General features: G+C 61.0%; 14 protein-coding genes. 3 read left to right on the forward strand and 11 right to left on the reverse strand.

Translation table 11 applies throughout. From position 1 onward, the window contains the following. Positions 1–71 precede the first annotated feature (71 nt). The 7 genes from PSJE_RS30270 to PSJE_RS04025 form a co-directional block, all read right to left on the reverse strand. Positions 72–251 carry a hypothetical protein gene (locus PSJE_RS30270; protein ID WP_169721035.1) on the reverse strand — a complete coding sequence of 60 codons (180 nt, stop codon included), beginning with the start codon at positions 249–251 and terminating at the stop codon, positions 72–74. A 464-nt stretch (positions 252–715) separates the two neighbouring features. Continuing rightward, entirely contained in the window at positions 716–3,373 is a 2,658-nt protein-coding gene (gene pepN, locus PSJE_RS04000; protein WP_090455018.1) for an aminopeptidase N, read from the reverse strand. A gap of 10 nt (positions 3,374–3,383) precedes the next feature. Continuing rightward, complete coding sequence (locus PSJE_RS04005) at positions 3,384–4,214, reverse strand: DUF2797 domain-containing protein (protein ID WP_090455017.1); 831 nt, start codon at positions 4,212–4,214, stop codon at positions 3,384–3,386. After that, entirely contained in the window at positions 4,211–4,471 is a 261-nt protein-coding gene (locus PSJE_RS04010) for a YeaC family protein (protein ID WP_053158810.1), read from the reverse strand. Before PSJE_RS04010 ends, PSJE_RS04005 begins: the two co-directional genes overlap by 4 nt. A gap of 32 nt (positions 4,472–4,503) precedes the next feature. Next, on the reverse strand, positions 4,504–5,373 hold the full coding sequence (locus tag PSJE_RS04015; RefSeq protein ID WP_090455016.1) for a rhomboid family intramembrane serine protease: 870 nt from the start codon (positions 5,371–5,373) through the stop codon (positions 4,504–4,506). Continuing rightward, positions 5,370–6,344 carry a metallophosphoesterase gene (locus tag PSJE_RS04020; protein ID WP_371318493.1) on the reverse strand — a complete coding sequence of 325 codons (975 nt, stop codon included), beginning with the start codon at positions 6,342–6,344 and terminating at the stop codon, positions 5,370–5,372. The genes PSJE_RS04015 and PSJE_RS04020 overlap by 4 nt, the downstream gene beginning before the upstream one ends. Further along, the gene (locus PSJE_RS04025; protein WP_008016128.1) at positions 6,341–7,231 is read right to left on the reverse strand and encodes an NAD(+) kinase; all 891 of its coding nucleotides are present in this window, start codon (positions 7,229–7,231) and stop codon (positions 6,341–6,343) included. The genes PSJE_RS04020 and PSJE_RS04025 overlap by 4 nt, the downstream gene beginning before the upstream one ends. 117 nt (positions 7,232–7,348) lie before the next feature. Here PSJE_RS04025 and PSJE_RS04030 point away from each other — a divergent pair, with 117 nt between their 5' ends. Continuing rightward, entirely contained in the window at positions 7,349–8,299 is a 951-nt protein-coding gene (locus PSJE_RS04030; RefSeq protein ID WP_090455014.1) for a DUF1853 family protein, read from the forward strand. A 189-nt stretch (positions 8,300–8,488) separates the two neighbouring features. Here the strand turns inward: PSJE_RS04030 and PSJE_RS04035 are convergent, their stop codons facing one another. Then, entirely contained in the window at positions 8,489–9,049 is a 561-nt protein-coding gene (locus PSJE_RS04035; protein WP_057715027.1) for an NADPH-dependent FMN reductase, read from the reverse strand. A 174-nt stretch (positions 9,050–9,223) separates the two neighbouring features. On the opposite strand from PSJE_RS04035, the gene PSJE_RS04040 reads away from it, so the two are divergent. Then, positions 9,224–9,451, forward strand: a complete 228-nt coding sequence (locus tag PSJE_RS04040) for a hypothetical protein (protein WP_057715028.1) — start codon at positions 9,224–9,226, stop codon at positions 9,449–9,451. Between the two features lie 88 nt (positions 9,452–9,539). Beyond that, positions 9,540–10,433 (forward strand): LysR family transcriptional regulator, encoded by an 894-nt coding sequence (locus tag PSJE_RS04045; protein WP_090455013.1) that lies wholly within the window; start codon positions 9,540–9,542, stop codon positions 10,431–10,433. Here the strand turns inward: PSJE_RS04045 and PSJE_RS04050 are convergent. The 3 genes from PSJE_RS04050 to dnaQ all read right to left on the reverse strand — a co-directional run bounded on the left by PSJE_RS04050 (position 10,399) and on the right by dnaQ (position 14,183). Beyond that, positions 10,399–11,013 carry a GNAT family N-acetyltransferase gene (locus tag PSJE_RS04050; protein WP_057715030.1) on the reverse strand — a complete coding sequence of 205 codons (615 nt, stop codon included), beginning with the start codon at positions 11,011–11,013 and terminating at the stop codon, positions 10,399–10,401. The two genes, PSJE_RS04045 and PSJE_RS04050, sit on opposite strands and share 35 nt — an antisense overlap. Before the next feature lie 14 nt (positions 11,014–11,027). Next, complete coding sequence (locus PSJE_RS04055) at positions 11,028–13,283, reverse strand: Orn/Lys/Arg family decarboxylase (RefSeq protein ID WP_090455012.1); 2,256 nt, start codon at positions 13,281–13,283, stop codon at positions 11,028–11,030. Between the two features lie 141 nt (positions 13,284–13,424). Further along, complete coding sequence (gene dnaQ / locus PSJE_RS04060; protein ID WP_046037200.1) at positions 13,425–14,183, reverse strand: DNA polymerase III subunit epsilon; 759 nt, start codon at positions 14,181–14,183, stop codon at positions 13,425–13,427. Between the last annotated feature and the right edge of the window lie 90 nt (positions 14,184–14,273).

The raw sequence follows: 14,273 nt of genomic DNA on the forward strand, positions 1-14,273 counted from the left end.
GCGCCTAACCCCCTGATGAACACCTACGCTCGGCCTGCCGAAGGGGCGAAAGATCAAAAGCCAGATCAAGATCAAAAGCCAAAGCCAAAGCCAAAGCCAAAGCCAAAGCCAAAGCCAAAGCCAAAGCCAAAGCCAAAGCCAAAGCCAAAGCCAAAGCCAAAGCCAAAGCCAAAGCCAAAGCCAAAGCCAAAGCCAAAGCCAAAGCCGTAGATGGGGGTTCTGAAAATGTTGTGCAACCAGATAGGATTCAAGCGACTGGCAGGCCGCCATCGCGAGCAAGCTCGCTCCCACAGAAGAGCAAAAAGCAGAGCATCCCGCACCACCGCGTCGCTTCTCACCACTCATCAGGCCGAGCGTTAGCTCGCCTGCAGCTCTTGATCTTGATCCACCCGCCCCCTCGGCAGGCTGAGCGGAGGTGTTCATCCGGGGATTGGCGCGCAGCGCCGTTCGACGCAGTCGAACACATCGCATGTAGGTGCCAGCGAAGCCAACCGGAGGGCGATGCCCCCGGATGAATGCCGCAGCGAAGGAACCCCGAGCCTAAGCGAGGGGCCGTACGTAAGGGGCGAGACCTTTTGGTTCCTTTTGGGGCGTTTGCCAAAAGGGACTCGCCGTAAGGGCGAAACCGCCAGCCGCCGTTACCGAAGAAACGGATATGTACTCAATCAACCATGAACCTGGTCGGCCCAAAGGCCGCCAAGTTCAAAAGCCAAGATCAAGCCAAACTCTTGCTGACCACTTCAAACACATCACTGGACAACTGCCCCGAAGCCCGAATCCGCTCCAGCTCCGCCTTCATCAAAGCCTGACGAGCACTGTCGTACTTGCGCCAGCGAGTCAAAGGCGCCAACTGCCGAGAAGCAATCTGCGGATTGAAGCCATTCAACTCGATCACCAAATCCGCCAGGAAGCGATACCCGGAACCGTCAGCGGCATGGAAGTTGACCAGGTTCTGCCCGGCAAACGCACCGACCAATGCCCGCACCTTGTTCGGATTCTTGATGTTGAACGCAGGATGCTGCATCAACTGACGAACCCGCTCCAGACCACCAGGCAACACGCTGCCGGCCTGGACGCTGAACCACTGGTCCATGACCAGCGGGTTGTCCTTGAAGTGCTCGGCGAAGCTGGCCAGTGCCTTGGCCTTCTCGGCTTCGAACGGTGAATTGACCAACACGGCAAGTGCGGTCAGGCGCTCGGTCATGTTGTCGCACGAATCGAACTGCTCCAGAGTCGCAGCCACAACTTCCGGCTTGCCGCTGAGCATCAGGTACGACAGCGCAATGTTCTGCAACGCGCGGCGAGCGAAGTGCTCGGCTTCGGCCACGTACGGCGTCTGCTTCGACAACTCGCGATTGGCCTGATAACGCAGCCACAAACCTTCGAACAACGCGTCAGCCAGTTGCTTACGGGCAAATTCACGCGCCGTGTGAATCGCTTCGACATCCGCCACTTCGCTGATCTCGGTCAGGTACGCCTCGCTTGGCAGAGAGAGCATTTCCGCGACCATCGCCTGATCCAGCGACTCATCCGAAAGCACCGTGCGCAACGCTGACACCAGACGCTGATCGAGTACCAGCGCTTCGCCCTTCTGCTGCTGGGCGATCAGCTCTTGCAGCACCTGCACCGACAGCTGCTGGCCGGCATCCCAGCGGTTGAAGCCGTCGCTGTCATGCTGCATCAGGAACATCAGCTGATCACGGTTGTACGGGAAGCTCAATTTCACCGGCGCCGAGAAGCCGCGCAGCAACGACGGCAACGGTTGTTCGGCGATGTCGACGAAGGTGAAAGTCTGCTCGGCTTCGGTCACCGAAATGACCCGCGAGGTGCCTTGCGCGGTGGCTTCACCGGACAGACGCAGGGCAATCGCTGCCCCTTTGGAATCCAGCAGCCCCAGTTCGACCGGGATCACGAACGGCAGTTTTTGCACCTTGTCCGGGGTTTCCGGGCAGCTCTGACGGAAGGTCAGGCTGTAGGTTTTCGCCGCCGCGTCATAAGACTCGCTCACCGCCAGGCGCGGTGTACCGGCCTGGCTGTACCAGCGCTTGAACTGGGTCAGGTCAACGCCATTGGCATCTTCCATGGCCTTGATGAAGTCATCGCAGGTCACGGCCTGGCCGTCGTGGCGTTCGAAGTACAGGTCGCTGCCTTTGCGGAAGCCTTCGGCGCCGAGCAAGGTGTGGATCATGCCGACCACTTCCGAGCCCTTTTCGTACACGGTCAGGGTGTAGAAGTTGGAAATCTCGATGAAGCTGTCCGGGCGCACGGCGTGGGCCATGGGGCCGGCGTCTTCGGCGAACTGGTGGGTGCGCAGGTACGCCACATCCTGGATGCGCTTGACCGTGGCCGAGTTCATGTCCGAGGAGAAACCGGCATCGCGGAACACGGTGAAGCCTTCCTTGAGCGACAGCTGGAACCAGTCGCGGCAGGTCACGCGGTTACCCGACCAGTTGTGGAAGTACTCGTGGGCGACGATCGCCTCGACCCGCTGGTGCGCGGCATCGGTGGCGGTTTCGGCCTTGGCCAGCACGGCGCTGGAGTTGAAAATGTTGAGGCCCTTGTTTTCCATGGCGCCCATGTTGAAGTCATTCACGGCGACGATCATGAAGATGTCCAGGTCGTACTCGCGACCGTAGACCTCTTCGTCCCAGCGCATGGATTTCTTCAGGCTGTTCATCGCGTGCTGGCACTTGTCGATGTTTTCCGGCTCGACGTAAATGCGCAGCGCCACGTTGCGCTCGCTCATGGTGGTGAAGCTGTCTTCGACGCACCACAGATCGCCGGCCACCAGCGCAAACAGGTACGCCGGTTTCTTGAACGGGTCTTCCCAGGTCGCCCAGTGCCGGCCCTCTTCACCGAGACCGGAAGCGATCGGGTTGCCGTTGGACAGCAGCACCGGATAACTGTGTTGTTCGGCGACGACCGTGGTGGTGAAGGTGCTCATCACGTCCGGGCGGTCGAGGTAATAGGTGATCTTGCGAAAACCTTCGGCCTCGCACTGGGTGCAGAACATCGTGCCGGACTTGTACAAGCCTTCCAGCGCGGTATTGGTTTCCGGGTGGATCCGGACGCTGGTATCGACCGTGAAGGTGGTGCTGGTCGGGTGCAGGGTCAGGTGATTCTCGGTCAGCTGATACTGCGCCTCGGAAAGCTCCTGGTCGGCAAGAGTGACCGACAGCAGTTCCAGCTGCTGGCCGTCCAGCACCAGCGGCGGCAGGCCCGGGCCACGCTCGGGGTTGCGGCGCATCACCAGTTGCGCATGGACCAGGCTGTGGTCCTCGTACAACTCGAAGGTCAGGTGCGTTTCGTCGATCAGGTACTCGGGCGCCTGATAGTCCTTGAGGTAGATCATCTTCGGTTGTTCGGTGCGCATGCTGGAGTCCTTACTGATGCACGGCGAGCTGGTAAGCCGTGTATTTACGAATGTTGATCACGCCGGTGTCGAAGATCAGGTATTGACCCTTGATCCCCATCAGCGTGCCTTCGGCAATCGGGTTCTTGTCCAGGTTGAAGCTGACGATCTTCGCCGGGTACTGCTCGACCGGGTAGCGGATTTCCAGCGGTTCGACGTCGGTCACCGGCTGGATCGCCTGCAAGCCAAATCGCTGCTGCAACCCGAGCAAGCCTTCGGCACAGCTGTCGAACAGTTGGTCGCGGACCTCGGCCAGGTTCACCGCCGCCGCATCGCCCTTGAGCAAAGCGCGCCAGTTGGTCTTGTCGGCCACCTGGCTGCGCAACAGATCCTCGACGAAACCGGACTGCTGGCGAGTCGATACGCGCATGATCGGCAAGGCCTGGCTCGCCCCCTGGTCGAGCCAGCGGGTCGGCAACTGGGTGGCGCGGGTAATCCCGACTTTGACCCCCGACGAATTGGCCAGGTACACCACGTGATCGGTCATGCAGAACTTCTCGCCCCACTCAGGCTCCCGGCAGGTGCCGGCCTCGAAGTGGCAGCGTTCCGGGCTCATGATGCACACGTCGCACTGGGCCAGTTTGGTCATGCACGGGTAGCAGTAACCTTGGCTGAAACTGGTCTTGGTCTTGCGTCCGCAATGGGTGCAGTGGATCGCGCCCAGGTATTCCAGGCGCACCGTGGTACCGATCAACGGATTGACCGGGACCTCGGTTTCGCCCAGACGAAATGCGTATTGCACGTTCGGCCCGTCCAGGCGCGCCGACATTTTGCTGATTGCACCGCGGCCAATCTCGATCAATGGATGGCATCCGACTTGAACAGAATATTCGGCACTTGAATCGACTTGGAGCTGCATTCCTGCGGGCCCATGTAGCCGGTGCGCTGGTCCTCTGGCAGGTTCTGGATTTCCCAGGCGATCATCGCCTGCAGCGACAGCTCGCGTTGTTCGGCGGTGAGCTTGCCACCGTCCGACCATTTGCCGATTTCCACGGCCAGTTTCAGGCTCTCGTAGATATCGGGGGTGATGTTCTTGATCATTTCGTTAAAAGAGGACATTGGGTCTCCGTCTCTTTATTGCATGTTCTGAATTAGGCGGCCAGTTTACGGCGGTTATACAAACCGCCCAACAAACCGGTGAAGCATCCGATGAGTAACCCGCTGACGTGGGCCGCGTTGGCGATCTCACCGAAGCCGATCATCGAGACCAGCCCGGACAGGCACAGCAGCAACCACACCAGCATCATCACCAACACGCCTCGCGGCAGGCGATAGGCCGGGTTCGGCGCCAGCAACTGGAAGATCCAGCAATGCCCGAGCAGGCCGTACAGAACGCCGGACAAACCGCCGAACAAGGTCGGGCCGCTGAAGAAATACTGGGCAAAGTTCGACACCAGGCTGAACAGCAAGGTCAGGCCGATCAGGTTGATACTGCCCTGGCGCGACTCGATGCGCCGCCCCAGCTCCCAGTACCACATGCCGTTCATCGCCAGGTGCAGGATGCCGAAGTGGATCAGCATCGGCGTGACCAGGCGCCACCACTGCCCCGCCGCCAGGCTGTCGGCCAGTGGCGTGAAGTGGATGTATTCACCGACCACGCGGAACTCGAGGAAGGTCAGCCAGCGCATCGTTTCAAGGTTGTCGCCCAGCATGGTCACCGCGCCGACAACCAGGCTCAGCAGCAGCACCAGCGCGGTGGCCCTGGCGTATTTCAACTGCTCGACGAACCCCGGGCGCTTGACGGTCTGCGCCACCGGAATGTCCAGTTGCTGGTCGGGATCGCCCGCGGGAAATCGCTCGTACAGCGCACGCACGTCTTCACTGATGTTGTCCGGCACCCACAGCACCTGCTCGCCAGCTTCCTCGCTGACCCGATGGGGCACTTGCATGCGCTTGAGCAGGGTGACGAACCCGCTCAAGTCCACCGCCAGGGGCAGACGCAATACCGCTACAGCACTCATTGCAGCACCTCCGGCCGCTCGACATCGACCCAGACGAATTTTTGCGGATCCAGGCGGGTTTCCTGATCCAGTCGGTAGGCAACCAGTTTGCCGTACAGCACCGCGCTGTAATCCAGACAGGCCAGGTTCGGCCGGATCGGTGCCGGCTTGCCGCTGCGCCAGTAATGGCCGACGAACAACAGCGGCTCATCGATGCCATAGCGCAGCAAACTGTTCTTTTCGGTGGACGACAGCGGCGTCCGGGCCACGGGTTCCGGCAGTGCATCCGGTTGGAACACGATGTCGCCGTAGGTTTTCGGATCGTCTTCCCAGAACTTGGTGCGGAAGAACGAACGCACCAGGCCGTCGCCGCTGGTCATGGTCAGGCCATGGGGCAAACGCATGTCCGTGCCGCGCAGCAGCCGGTCGAATACGGTGCAGGCAAAAGAGCCCGACTCCGCCGACGCCTGGAGAAAATGCTCGTCGACGCAGCCGTTGGGGAACAACGCCCGCAGCGGCTCGATCAGCCCGGCGTCCCAGCAGGCGTGGACCACGCGAAAACGCCCGGCATCGACGAACAATGGCAACTGGTAGAACCATTGCTGGAAGTCGTGCCAGTCACCCGGATGGTGTTCGAACTGGGTCAGGGTTTCGTGCAGCAGGCGGGCATGGCGCGGCGTATGCTCACGCACGAACTGCTTGCCGCTGCCGGGCAGTGCCGGCGTGCTCCAGCCCAGCGCATTGAACTCGTGGTTGCCCATGATGCACAGCGCCTGACCGGCCTCGACCATGTCGTGGACGATATGCAGTGCCTCGCGAATCCGCGGGCCGCGGTCGATGATATCGCCGACGAACACCGCCATGCGCGAATCGTGTCGCCAGACGCCGCCCTGTTTGTGATAACCGAGTCGGTCGAGCAAGTGCTCCAGGGTCAGAGCGCAACCGTGCACGTCACCGATCAGGTCGTAGCTACGCGCGGGATCGAGCATCAGTCGCCTCCACCCCCCAACTTGCTGCCCCAGCCAAGCTTGGTCCGGCAGACTTCATAGTAATTGTGGTCCAACGGATGGATCAGCCGCAGTTTCTGGGCTTTCTTGCTGACGGTAATGGTGTCGCCCGGCGCACAGGTGAAGTGGTTCTGCCCGTCGCACGAGACTTGCGGGTAAATCTGCATATCCTTGGACACGACGATTTTCAGCTCACTGTTGCCATCGACCACAATCGGTCTACCCGACAAGGTATGGGGGTACATCGGCACAATCACAATGGCGTCGAGCTTGGGATGCATGATCGGCCCGCCGGCGGACAACGCATAGGCGGTGGAACCGGTCGGCGTCGCGACGATCAGGCCGTCGGCCTTCTGGCTGCAGACGAACTGGCCGTCGATGTACAGCTCGAACTCGATCATTCGCGTGGATTTGCCGGGGTGCAGCACGACGTCGTTCAGTGCATCGCCCTGGCCGATGGCCTCGCCGTGGCGGCGGACTTCGGCCTGCAACAAAAAGCGGTTTTCCACCAGATAGTGGCCATCCAGCACTTCGGCGACCTTGGTTTCCAGCTCGTCGGGACGGATGTCGGTGAGGAAACCCAGGCTGCCCCGGTTGATGCCGAGCACCGGAATATTGTGTTTGGCCAGCGCCCGGGCGGCACCGAGCAGGCTGCCGTCACCACCGACCACTATGACCATGTCGCAGACTTCGCCGAGCATCTTGCGCGACGAGGTTTGCAAGCCGTGCCCTGGCAGCACTTCGGCGATGGTGTCTTCGAGGATCACGTGCAGGTGACGATCGAGCAGAAACCGTTTCAGTCGGCGGACGGTATCCAGCACCTGGGAACTGCCCAGGCGACCGATGATGCCGATATTGCGAAATTGCTCCATGGGGCTCCTGCGGGGATCTGCGTGGCGGCGAAAACCACGATTATGGGCGAAAGCCGCCCGTAGACAAAATCCTTTCAGTTTCAGGGGTGTGCCCGGGTTTCGGGCTATGCTCGCAAGATGATGCTATTTCCGGATTTGCTCCACCTGCCCCATCAGTTACGCCATCCCGAAGTGCGTGACCTGGCGTGGGTCATCCTCGCGCCGCCCATGCTGGACAATACCCCGTGGCCGCAGCGTCACCCGCTGGCCGGCAGCGACTGGGTGCAGGCACCGGATCGGCTGGAGCATTGGCTGCGGCAGCTGGATCGGGACAGTTATGGCCTGCTGCACTGGCTGGCGCAGGCCCGGACCCGGCGCCTGGGTTTGTACTACGAACGCCTCTGGCAATTCGCCGTGCAGCATGCACCGGGCATTGAACTGATTGCCGCCAACATGCCGATTCGCCGCGAAGGGCACACCCTCGGTGAACTGGACATGCTGCTGCGCGACCGCGACGGCGTGCATCACCTGGAACTGGCGATCAAGCTCTACCTCGGCCCGCAATCCGGCGACGGACACGACACCGCCCAGTGGCTGGGCCCGGGCTGCCACGACCGGCTCGACCGCAAACTGGCGCACCTGAGCCAGCATCAATTGCCGATTTCCACACGCCCCGAGAGCCGTGAAGTGCTGGCGGCGCTGGATATCCAGGCGTTCAGCGCACATTTATGGCTGGGGGGTTACTTGCTGTACCCGTGGCCCGGACAAGCCGCCCCGCCATTGGGTGCCCATCCGCAGCATTTGCGGGGTCGCTGGTTGCATCAAAAGGATTGGCCGGCGTTGTTGGCCCAAAGCCCACCCGGTCGCTGGCAACCCCTGCCCCGTCACGCCTGGCTGGCGCCGGCGCATTATTCGGCGGAGCACACCTGGAACCCCGGACAGATGCAGGCGTGGCTGGATGACCTGGACCCGCTGGCGCCAGCACAACTGCTGGTGCGCCTGGCGGAAAATGCCAGCGGCGACTGGGAAGAGGCCGAGCGATTGTTTCTGGTGGCGGATCTTTGGCCGAATGTGCCGGGTAATGCCTGAGCTTTGCTGCGTCCGGGCCGGCCCCATCGCGAGCAGGCTCGCTCCCACCCTGGGTCTGAGTCGTTTTTGAATCCACTGAAGAACCCTGTGGGAGCGAGCTTGCTCGCGATGGGGCCAACCGGGTCTAAGGAAATAACCGCGCCGCCGGTAATCCAGCGCTTCGCAGGACAAAGCGCCGGCCAATGACCATCAGTCTTTCTTGTGCTGCTCGACCCATTGCCCATAGGCATTGATGAAACTTTGCAGGAACGGCTTTACCGACTCGGACAACTTGCCCGATTCGTCGAACGCCGAACCGGCGTTCCCCAGATAGGCCTCCGGTTGCTGCATCATCGGCACATTGAGAAACACCATGGATTGACGCAGGTTGTGATTGGCACCAAACCCGCCGACGGCCCCCGGCGACGCACTGATAACGGCTCCCGGCTTACCGCTCCAGGCGCTTTTGCCATATGGACGCGAGCCCACGTCAATCGCGTTTTTCAACGGTGCCGGCACCGACCGGTTGTATTCCGGGGTCACGAACAACACCGCGTCGGATGAGCTCACCTGTTGTCGGAAAGTGCTGTAGGCTGCCGGCGGTGAAGCGCCATCGATATCTTCGTTATAGAGCGGCAGATCGCCAATTTCGACGATGTTGAGCTTGAGATTGGCCGGCGCCAGTTCTATCAGGGCCCGTGCGACCTTGCGGTTGATCGATTCCTTTCTCAAGCTGCCGACCACGACGGCGATCGTATAGACGTTGCTCATAAGATTTCTCGACTGTCCGATAGGAAGAGCTTGTAGTTATAGATGACGATTCAAACAGCGGGCGACCGAAAACCCCGTCCCTGACTATTTTTTTCCCGTAGGAAAACTTACCTCGCCCAAGCACGGTCTACAGTGCCGCAAATTGAGTGATTTATCTCCAGAGGTTCTAAGCAGATGGCAGCAGTACTCGTCGGTCAGTTCCATGCAAGAGACGCGCAAGGCCGCATTTATTCGGTGCACGAGTTTCAGGACTCCACCCCGGCGGCAGAAGGTTCAGGGCCTGTCACCACCTACAAACTGGCCATTGGCGACCGCGTCAACAAGGTCGACGACAATGAATTCATGCTGGTGCAAACCGGCGTGACCATTACCCGCGAACCGCAAATCGCCAGCGCTTCATAACCCGTCGTTATGAGCAGAAGTCATATGCACGGACTTGGGGTAGGATTCAGCCACTGACTCCTCCACCTGCTGAACATGGACTTCACGCATGCGCTTACGCCATATCGAAGTGATCCAGGCACTCTTGCAGACCGGTCACCTGGGCACCGCCGCCGAATGGCTGCAGTTGCCGGTGGCCGAAGTCGAGCGCTTGCTGCGCGACGCCGAGGATCAGTTGGGTTTCATGCTGTTCGCCAGCGTACGCGGACGATTGCAGGCCACCCGCGAAGCGCGGGAATTGCAGGTGGAAATTGCCCGGGTCTACGATGCGCTCGAACCGGTGCAGCGCTTGGCCAACAGCCTCAGGCAATACCTGGCGCCGCCGCTGCGCATCATCTGCACCCCTCCCCTGGCCAACCAATTGTTGCCACACAGTATCGCGGCCCTGCGCCGACGCCTGCCCGATGCGCCTTGCACGCTGCTGAGCCAGCCCACCCGCGACATCGTCAGAAACCTGCTGCTGCGTGAAAGCGATCTGGGCCTGAGCCTGCATGACCCCGATCACGCCGACCTCGACTGCCATGTGATCGCCCAGGGCAAACTTCAGTTGCTCGCCCCCCATGGCTGGCTGCAACCGAAACAGAAATACATTTCACTGCAGGATCTGGCCGGCCAATCGATGATCGGCCTGGAGGGGCAGGACCCGTTGAGCCCGGCGCTGGAAAACAAACTGCACGGTTTGCGCCCTGCCCCGGTGATTCAGACCCGGGTCCAGACGCATCAGATGATGCGCAGCATGGTCGAGGCCGGCGAAGGCCTGGCCATCGTCGACCCCTTCACCGCCCTCGGCGCCAAAGCCTCGGGGCTGGACACCTGCCCGCTGGCGCCAGCGGTCCCGATCAGCCTCTACGCCCTGACCCTGAAAAACGCCGAACCCTCACCGGCGGTTCAGACACTGTTAACCATCGTCACGGAACAAGCCGCGGCGATGCTGACGAACTGAACGGATTTTCCAGCGGGTTTTCGAACAATCGATACCAGAACAGCGCCACTTCGGCGGTGTTCGGATCGATGCCGCGATAGCGCAGGTGGTCGATCCCACCAATCACGTAACCGCAGCGTTCGTAGAGCCTGCAGGCCCCCAGGTTGTTGTTCTGGGTTTCGAGCATGATGCCTGGCAGCTTTTTCTTGCGGCTCCAGAACTGCGCCACATCCAGCAGGGCCTTGGCCACGCCATGCCGCCGGGCCGGTGCGTGCACCGCCAGCTCGTCGATATGGGCAAAGCCGTTCCAGTTGGTGCTGACCACCAGGTGCCCCACGGGCTGGTCATCCAGATAAGCCATGAAAATCGCGCTGTCGGCGGAATCGCGAAAACTGCTGAATTCCTCGGGATCGATGCCGTAGCACTTGCGATAAGGCGTGATCGGGGTGACAGGCCACTGTGCCACCGGCGCTCCTATTTGTGCCGCACCGTAGGCCGCGACTTCAAAACTGAAATCACTGCCCCAGATATAGGCGGCAAAACCCTCGTCGGCAACCCGTACCGACAACCCTGGATAATTCGGATTTATAACCGGCTGCATACTGGGAAATGTCCTCATTCCTTGATGCAATCGACGGTGTAGCACCGTCCACTGCCCTGATCTTCATGTTGCAATCCGTGCACATCAGCAACGAACCCCGGAAAACTGCTATCGAACGTGCGGGCAAACGCCAGGTAATCGATGATCGAGCGGGTCGACTCGGTAAAGCGCTCACCCGGCATGATCAGCGGAATGCCGGGTGGGTACGGCACCAGCATCACCGCAGCGATCCGCCCGTCCAGCGCATCGATCGACACGGCTTCGACTTCACCCCGCACCAATTGATCATAGGCGTCCGCCGGCTTCATCGCGACTTCCGGCAGAACGGTGTACATGCGCTTGAGGTGCCTGGCGGTGGCATTGCTGCGATAACAGGCATGCAACTGATCGCACAGATCACGCAACCCCATGCCCTGATAGCGTGCGACATTCTCTTGCGCCACACAGGGCAGGCAACTGGCCAGACTGACGTTGGCGTCGTAGCTGCGCTTGAACTCCAGCAGTTCGGTGAGCAGCGTGCTCCACTTGCCCTTGGTGATACCCATGGAGAACAACACCAGGAACGAGTACAGCCCAGTCTTCTCGACCACCAGGCCGCGCTCCCACAGGAACTTGCTGACCACCGCCGCCGGAATCCCGCGCTCGCTGAGGGCGCCACCGGCGGTCAATCCCGGCATCACCAGCGTGACCTTGATCGGGTCGAGCAGCACATAGTCGTCGGTCACGCCGCCAAAGCCGTGCCAGTCGGCATCGGGTTGCAGCAACCAGTCCTCGGTGACGACCCGCTCGATGCCTTCCGCCGACGGCGGTTGCCAGATCGAGAACCACCAGTCATCGGCGGCAATGTGCTGGCGCAAATTGGCCAGCGCACGGCGAAAACTCAGGGCTTCGTCGAACATTTCCTGCAGCAGCGAACGCCCGGCCGGCCCTTCCATCATCGCCGAAGCCACATCCAGCGAGGCGATGATGCCGTACTGCGGCGAGGTCGAGATGTGCATCATGAATGCTTCGTTGAAGCGATCCCGATCCAGTTGCCGCGCACCGCCATCGCGCACATGAATCATCGATGCCTGACTGAAGGCCGCCAGCAACTTGTGGGTCGAATGGGTGGTGAACACCAACGGGCTGTCTTCATCACGGGAGGTGCCCATGCCGTAGCGCCCGGCAAAAAACTCATGAAACGCTGCATAGGCGTACCAGGCCTCGTCGAAGTGCAACACCTCAACGCTATTGCCCAACTGCTGTCTGATCAGTTCGGCGTTGTAGCAGAGGCCGTCATAGGTTGAATTGGTCACCACGGCAAGCTTGACCTTCGGTGAACGCCCCTTGGTCAGCGGACTGGCGTCGATCTTGGCCTGGATCGATTCTCGACTGAACTCACTCAGGGGAATCGGGCCGATGATCCCCAGTTCATTACGCTCCGGACACAAGTACAGAGGGATGGCGCCAGTCATGATGATCGAATGCAGCACCGACTTGTGGCAATTGCGGTCCACCAGCACCAGGTCATCGCGGGCGACCACCGAGTGCCAGACAATCTTGTTGGCCGTGGACGTGCCATTGATCACGAAAAAGGTGTGATCGGCGCCGAAATTGCGTGCTGCACGGGCCTCGGCTTCAGCCAGGGGGCCGGTATGATCGAGCAAGGAGCCGAGCTCCGGCACCGACACTGAAAGATCCGAGCGCAGGGTGTTTTCCCCGAAAAACTGGTGAAACGCCTGCCCGACCGGGCTCTTGTGGTACGCCACGCCACCGCCGTGACCGGGGGTGTGCCAAGAGTAGTTGGAATCCGCCGTGTGCTGCACCAACGCCTTGAAAAACGGCGGCAGCAGGCCATCGAGGTACTTGCGCGCGGCGCGGGCCACCTGCCGGGCGAGAAAGGGCACGGTGTCCTCAAACAGATAAAGAATGCCGCGCAACTGATTGAGCTCGGCCATGGCGTCGGCGGGTGCGTTTTCCAGGGTCACTTTTTCGCCCAGGGCGAAGATCGGCAGATCCGGTGCACGCACCCGCGCCAGACCGATCAGTTCGGCCATGTTTTGCAACAAATGAGAATGGGTGCTGGCGTCTTCAGAGGCAATCAACATGCAGGACAGGCCGTGGTAAGTCGACGCCACCAGTCGTCCTTCGGTGTAGTCCACCGCCGAAACGACGCTGAACCCTTCCTGCTCCAGCTCCCGGGCAATCCCCCGCACGCGGTCACCGGCAACGCTGTCGGCCTTGATGTCGCGATGAACGATCAGGACCGGGAATTTCAAGTCTTTGTACATGAGGCTCAGCGTCCTGAGGCGGCAGACCAGAGCCTGCCAATCACCTCAGGGTAGAGTGTTGCAGCGGATGTGGCGAGCGGGATGCACCAACTTGTGGCGACGAGGGAGTTTCCCTGTGGCGAGCATCTGCCAAACAGGGTGTTATGCCTGCGCTTCAGCCTCGGCCAACTGCACCCACAACGCCGGGGCACCAGCGGATTTGCCGATGATTTCCAGGCGCGCCGCGTGGCGGGCCAGGTCGTCTTCACTGGCGCGGATGATGCGCGTCGGCTGACGGTCCGCCGGCAAACGGCGAATCTCGGTGGCCGAATTGTCCGCACCTTCACCCGAGCCATTGCCATCGGAGGCATTGCCGGCCAGGGACAGACTGGTCTGCCCCCCGGTCATGGTCAGGTAGACGTCGGCAAGAATCTCGGAGTCGAGCAAGGCGCCGTGCAGTTCACGGCCGGAGTTGTCGACGCCATAGCGTTTGCACAGGGCGTCGAGGCTGTTGCGCTGCCCCGGGTGACGCTCCCGGGCCATCATCAGGGTGTCGAGGATCGAGCAGTGCTGCGTGATGTCCGCGCGGTCCTGTTGGCCCATCAGGGCGAATTCGTTGTTGATGAAGCCAACGTCGAACGCCGCGTTATGGATGATCAGCTGCGCGCCCTTGATGAACTCGAAGAACTCTTCGGCCACCTCGGCAAAACGCGGCTTGCCCACGAGGAATTCGTTGGTGATGCCGTGGACGCCGATCGCGCCCTCGTCACTTTCGCGATCGGGTTGCAGGTACACATGGAAGTGCCGGCCCGTCAGGCGTCGGCCGATCAACTCGACACAACCGATTTCGATAATCCGGTGGCCGTCGGTCACCGGCATGCCGGTGGTTTCGGTGTCGAGTACAACGGATCTGGTGGCCATCAGTGCTCAGCTCTCAATCGGTCAATCGTGCAAAAGCGGCGATGTTAACACGCTCGCCGGGGTCTTTCAGGTACACCGAGTCGCCGCCTT

Origin of the sequence: Pseudomonas jessenii, from assembly GCF_002236115.1 — a bacterium.
In the GTDB taxonomy this organism is placed as follows: Bacteria; Pseudomonadota; Gammaproteobacteria; order Pseudomonadales; family Pseudomonadaceae; genus Aquipseudomonas; species Aquipseudomonas jessenii.

Excerpts from the sequence above, each read along its gene's own strand:
- pepN (WP_090455018.1), bottom strand. The coding sequence starts at position 3,373 with ATGCGCACCGAACAACCGAAGATGATCTACCTCAAGGACTATCAGGCG.
- PSJE_RS04010 (WP_053158810.1), bottom strand. The coding sequence starts at position 4,471 with ATGTCCTCTTTTAACGAAATGATCAAGAACATCACCCCCGATATCTAC.
- PSJE_RS04015 (WP_090455016.1), bottom strand. The coding sequence starts at position 5,373 with ATGAGTGCTGTAGCGGTATTGCGTCTGCCCCTGGCGGTGGACTTGAGC.
- PSJE_RS04025 (WP_008016128.1), bottom strand. The coding sequence starts at position 7,231 with ATGGAGCAATTTCGCAATATCGGCATCATCGGTCGCCTGGGCAGTTCC.
- PSJE_RS04030 (WP_090455014.1), top strand. The coding sequence starts at position 7,349 with ATGATGCTATTTCCGGATTTGCTCCACCTGCCCCATCAGTTACGCCAT.
- PSJE_RS04035 (WP_057715027.1), bottom strand. The coding sequence starts at position 9,049 with ATGAGCAACGTCTATACGATCGCCGTCGTGGTCGGCAGCTTGAGAAAG.
- PSJE_RS04040 (WP_057715028.1), top strand. The coding sequence starts at position 9,224 with ATGGCAGCAGTACTCGTCGGTCAGTTCCATGCAAGAGACGCGCAAGGC.
- PSJE_RS04045 (WP_090455013.1), top strand. The coding sequence starts at position 9,540 with ATGCGCTTACGCCATATCGAAGTGATCCAGGCACTCTTGCAGACCGGT.
- PSJE_RS04050 (WP_057715030.1), bottom strand. The coding sequence starts at position 11,013 with ATGCAGCCGGTTATAAATCCGAATTATCCAGGGTTGTCGGTACGGGTT.
- PSJE_RS04055 (WP_090455012.1), bottom strand. The coding sequence starts at position 13,283 with ATGTACAAAGACTTGAAATTCCCGGTCCTGATCGTTCATCGCGACATC.
- dnaQ (WP_046037200.1), bottom strand. The coding sequence starts at position 14,183 with ATGGCCACCAGATCCGTTGTACTCGACACCGAAACCACCGGCATGCCG.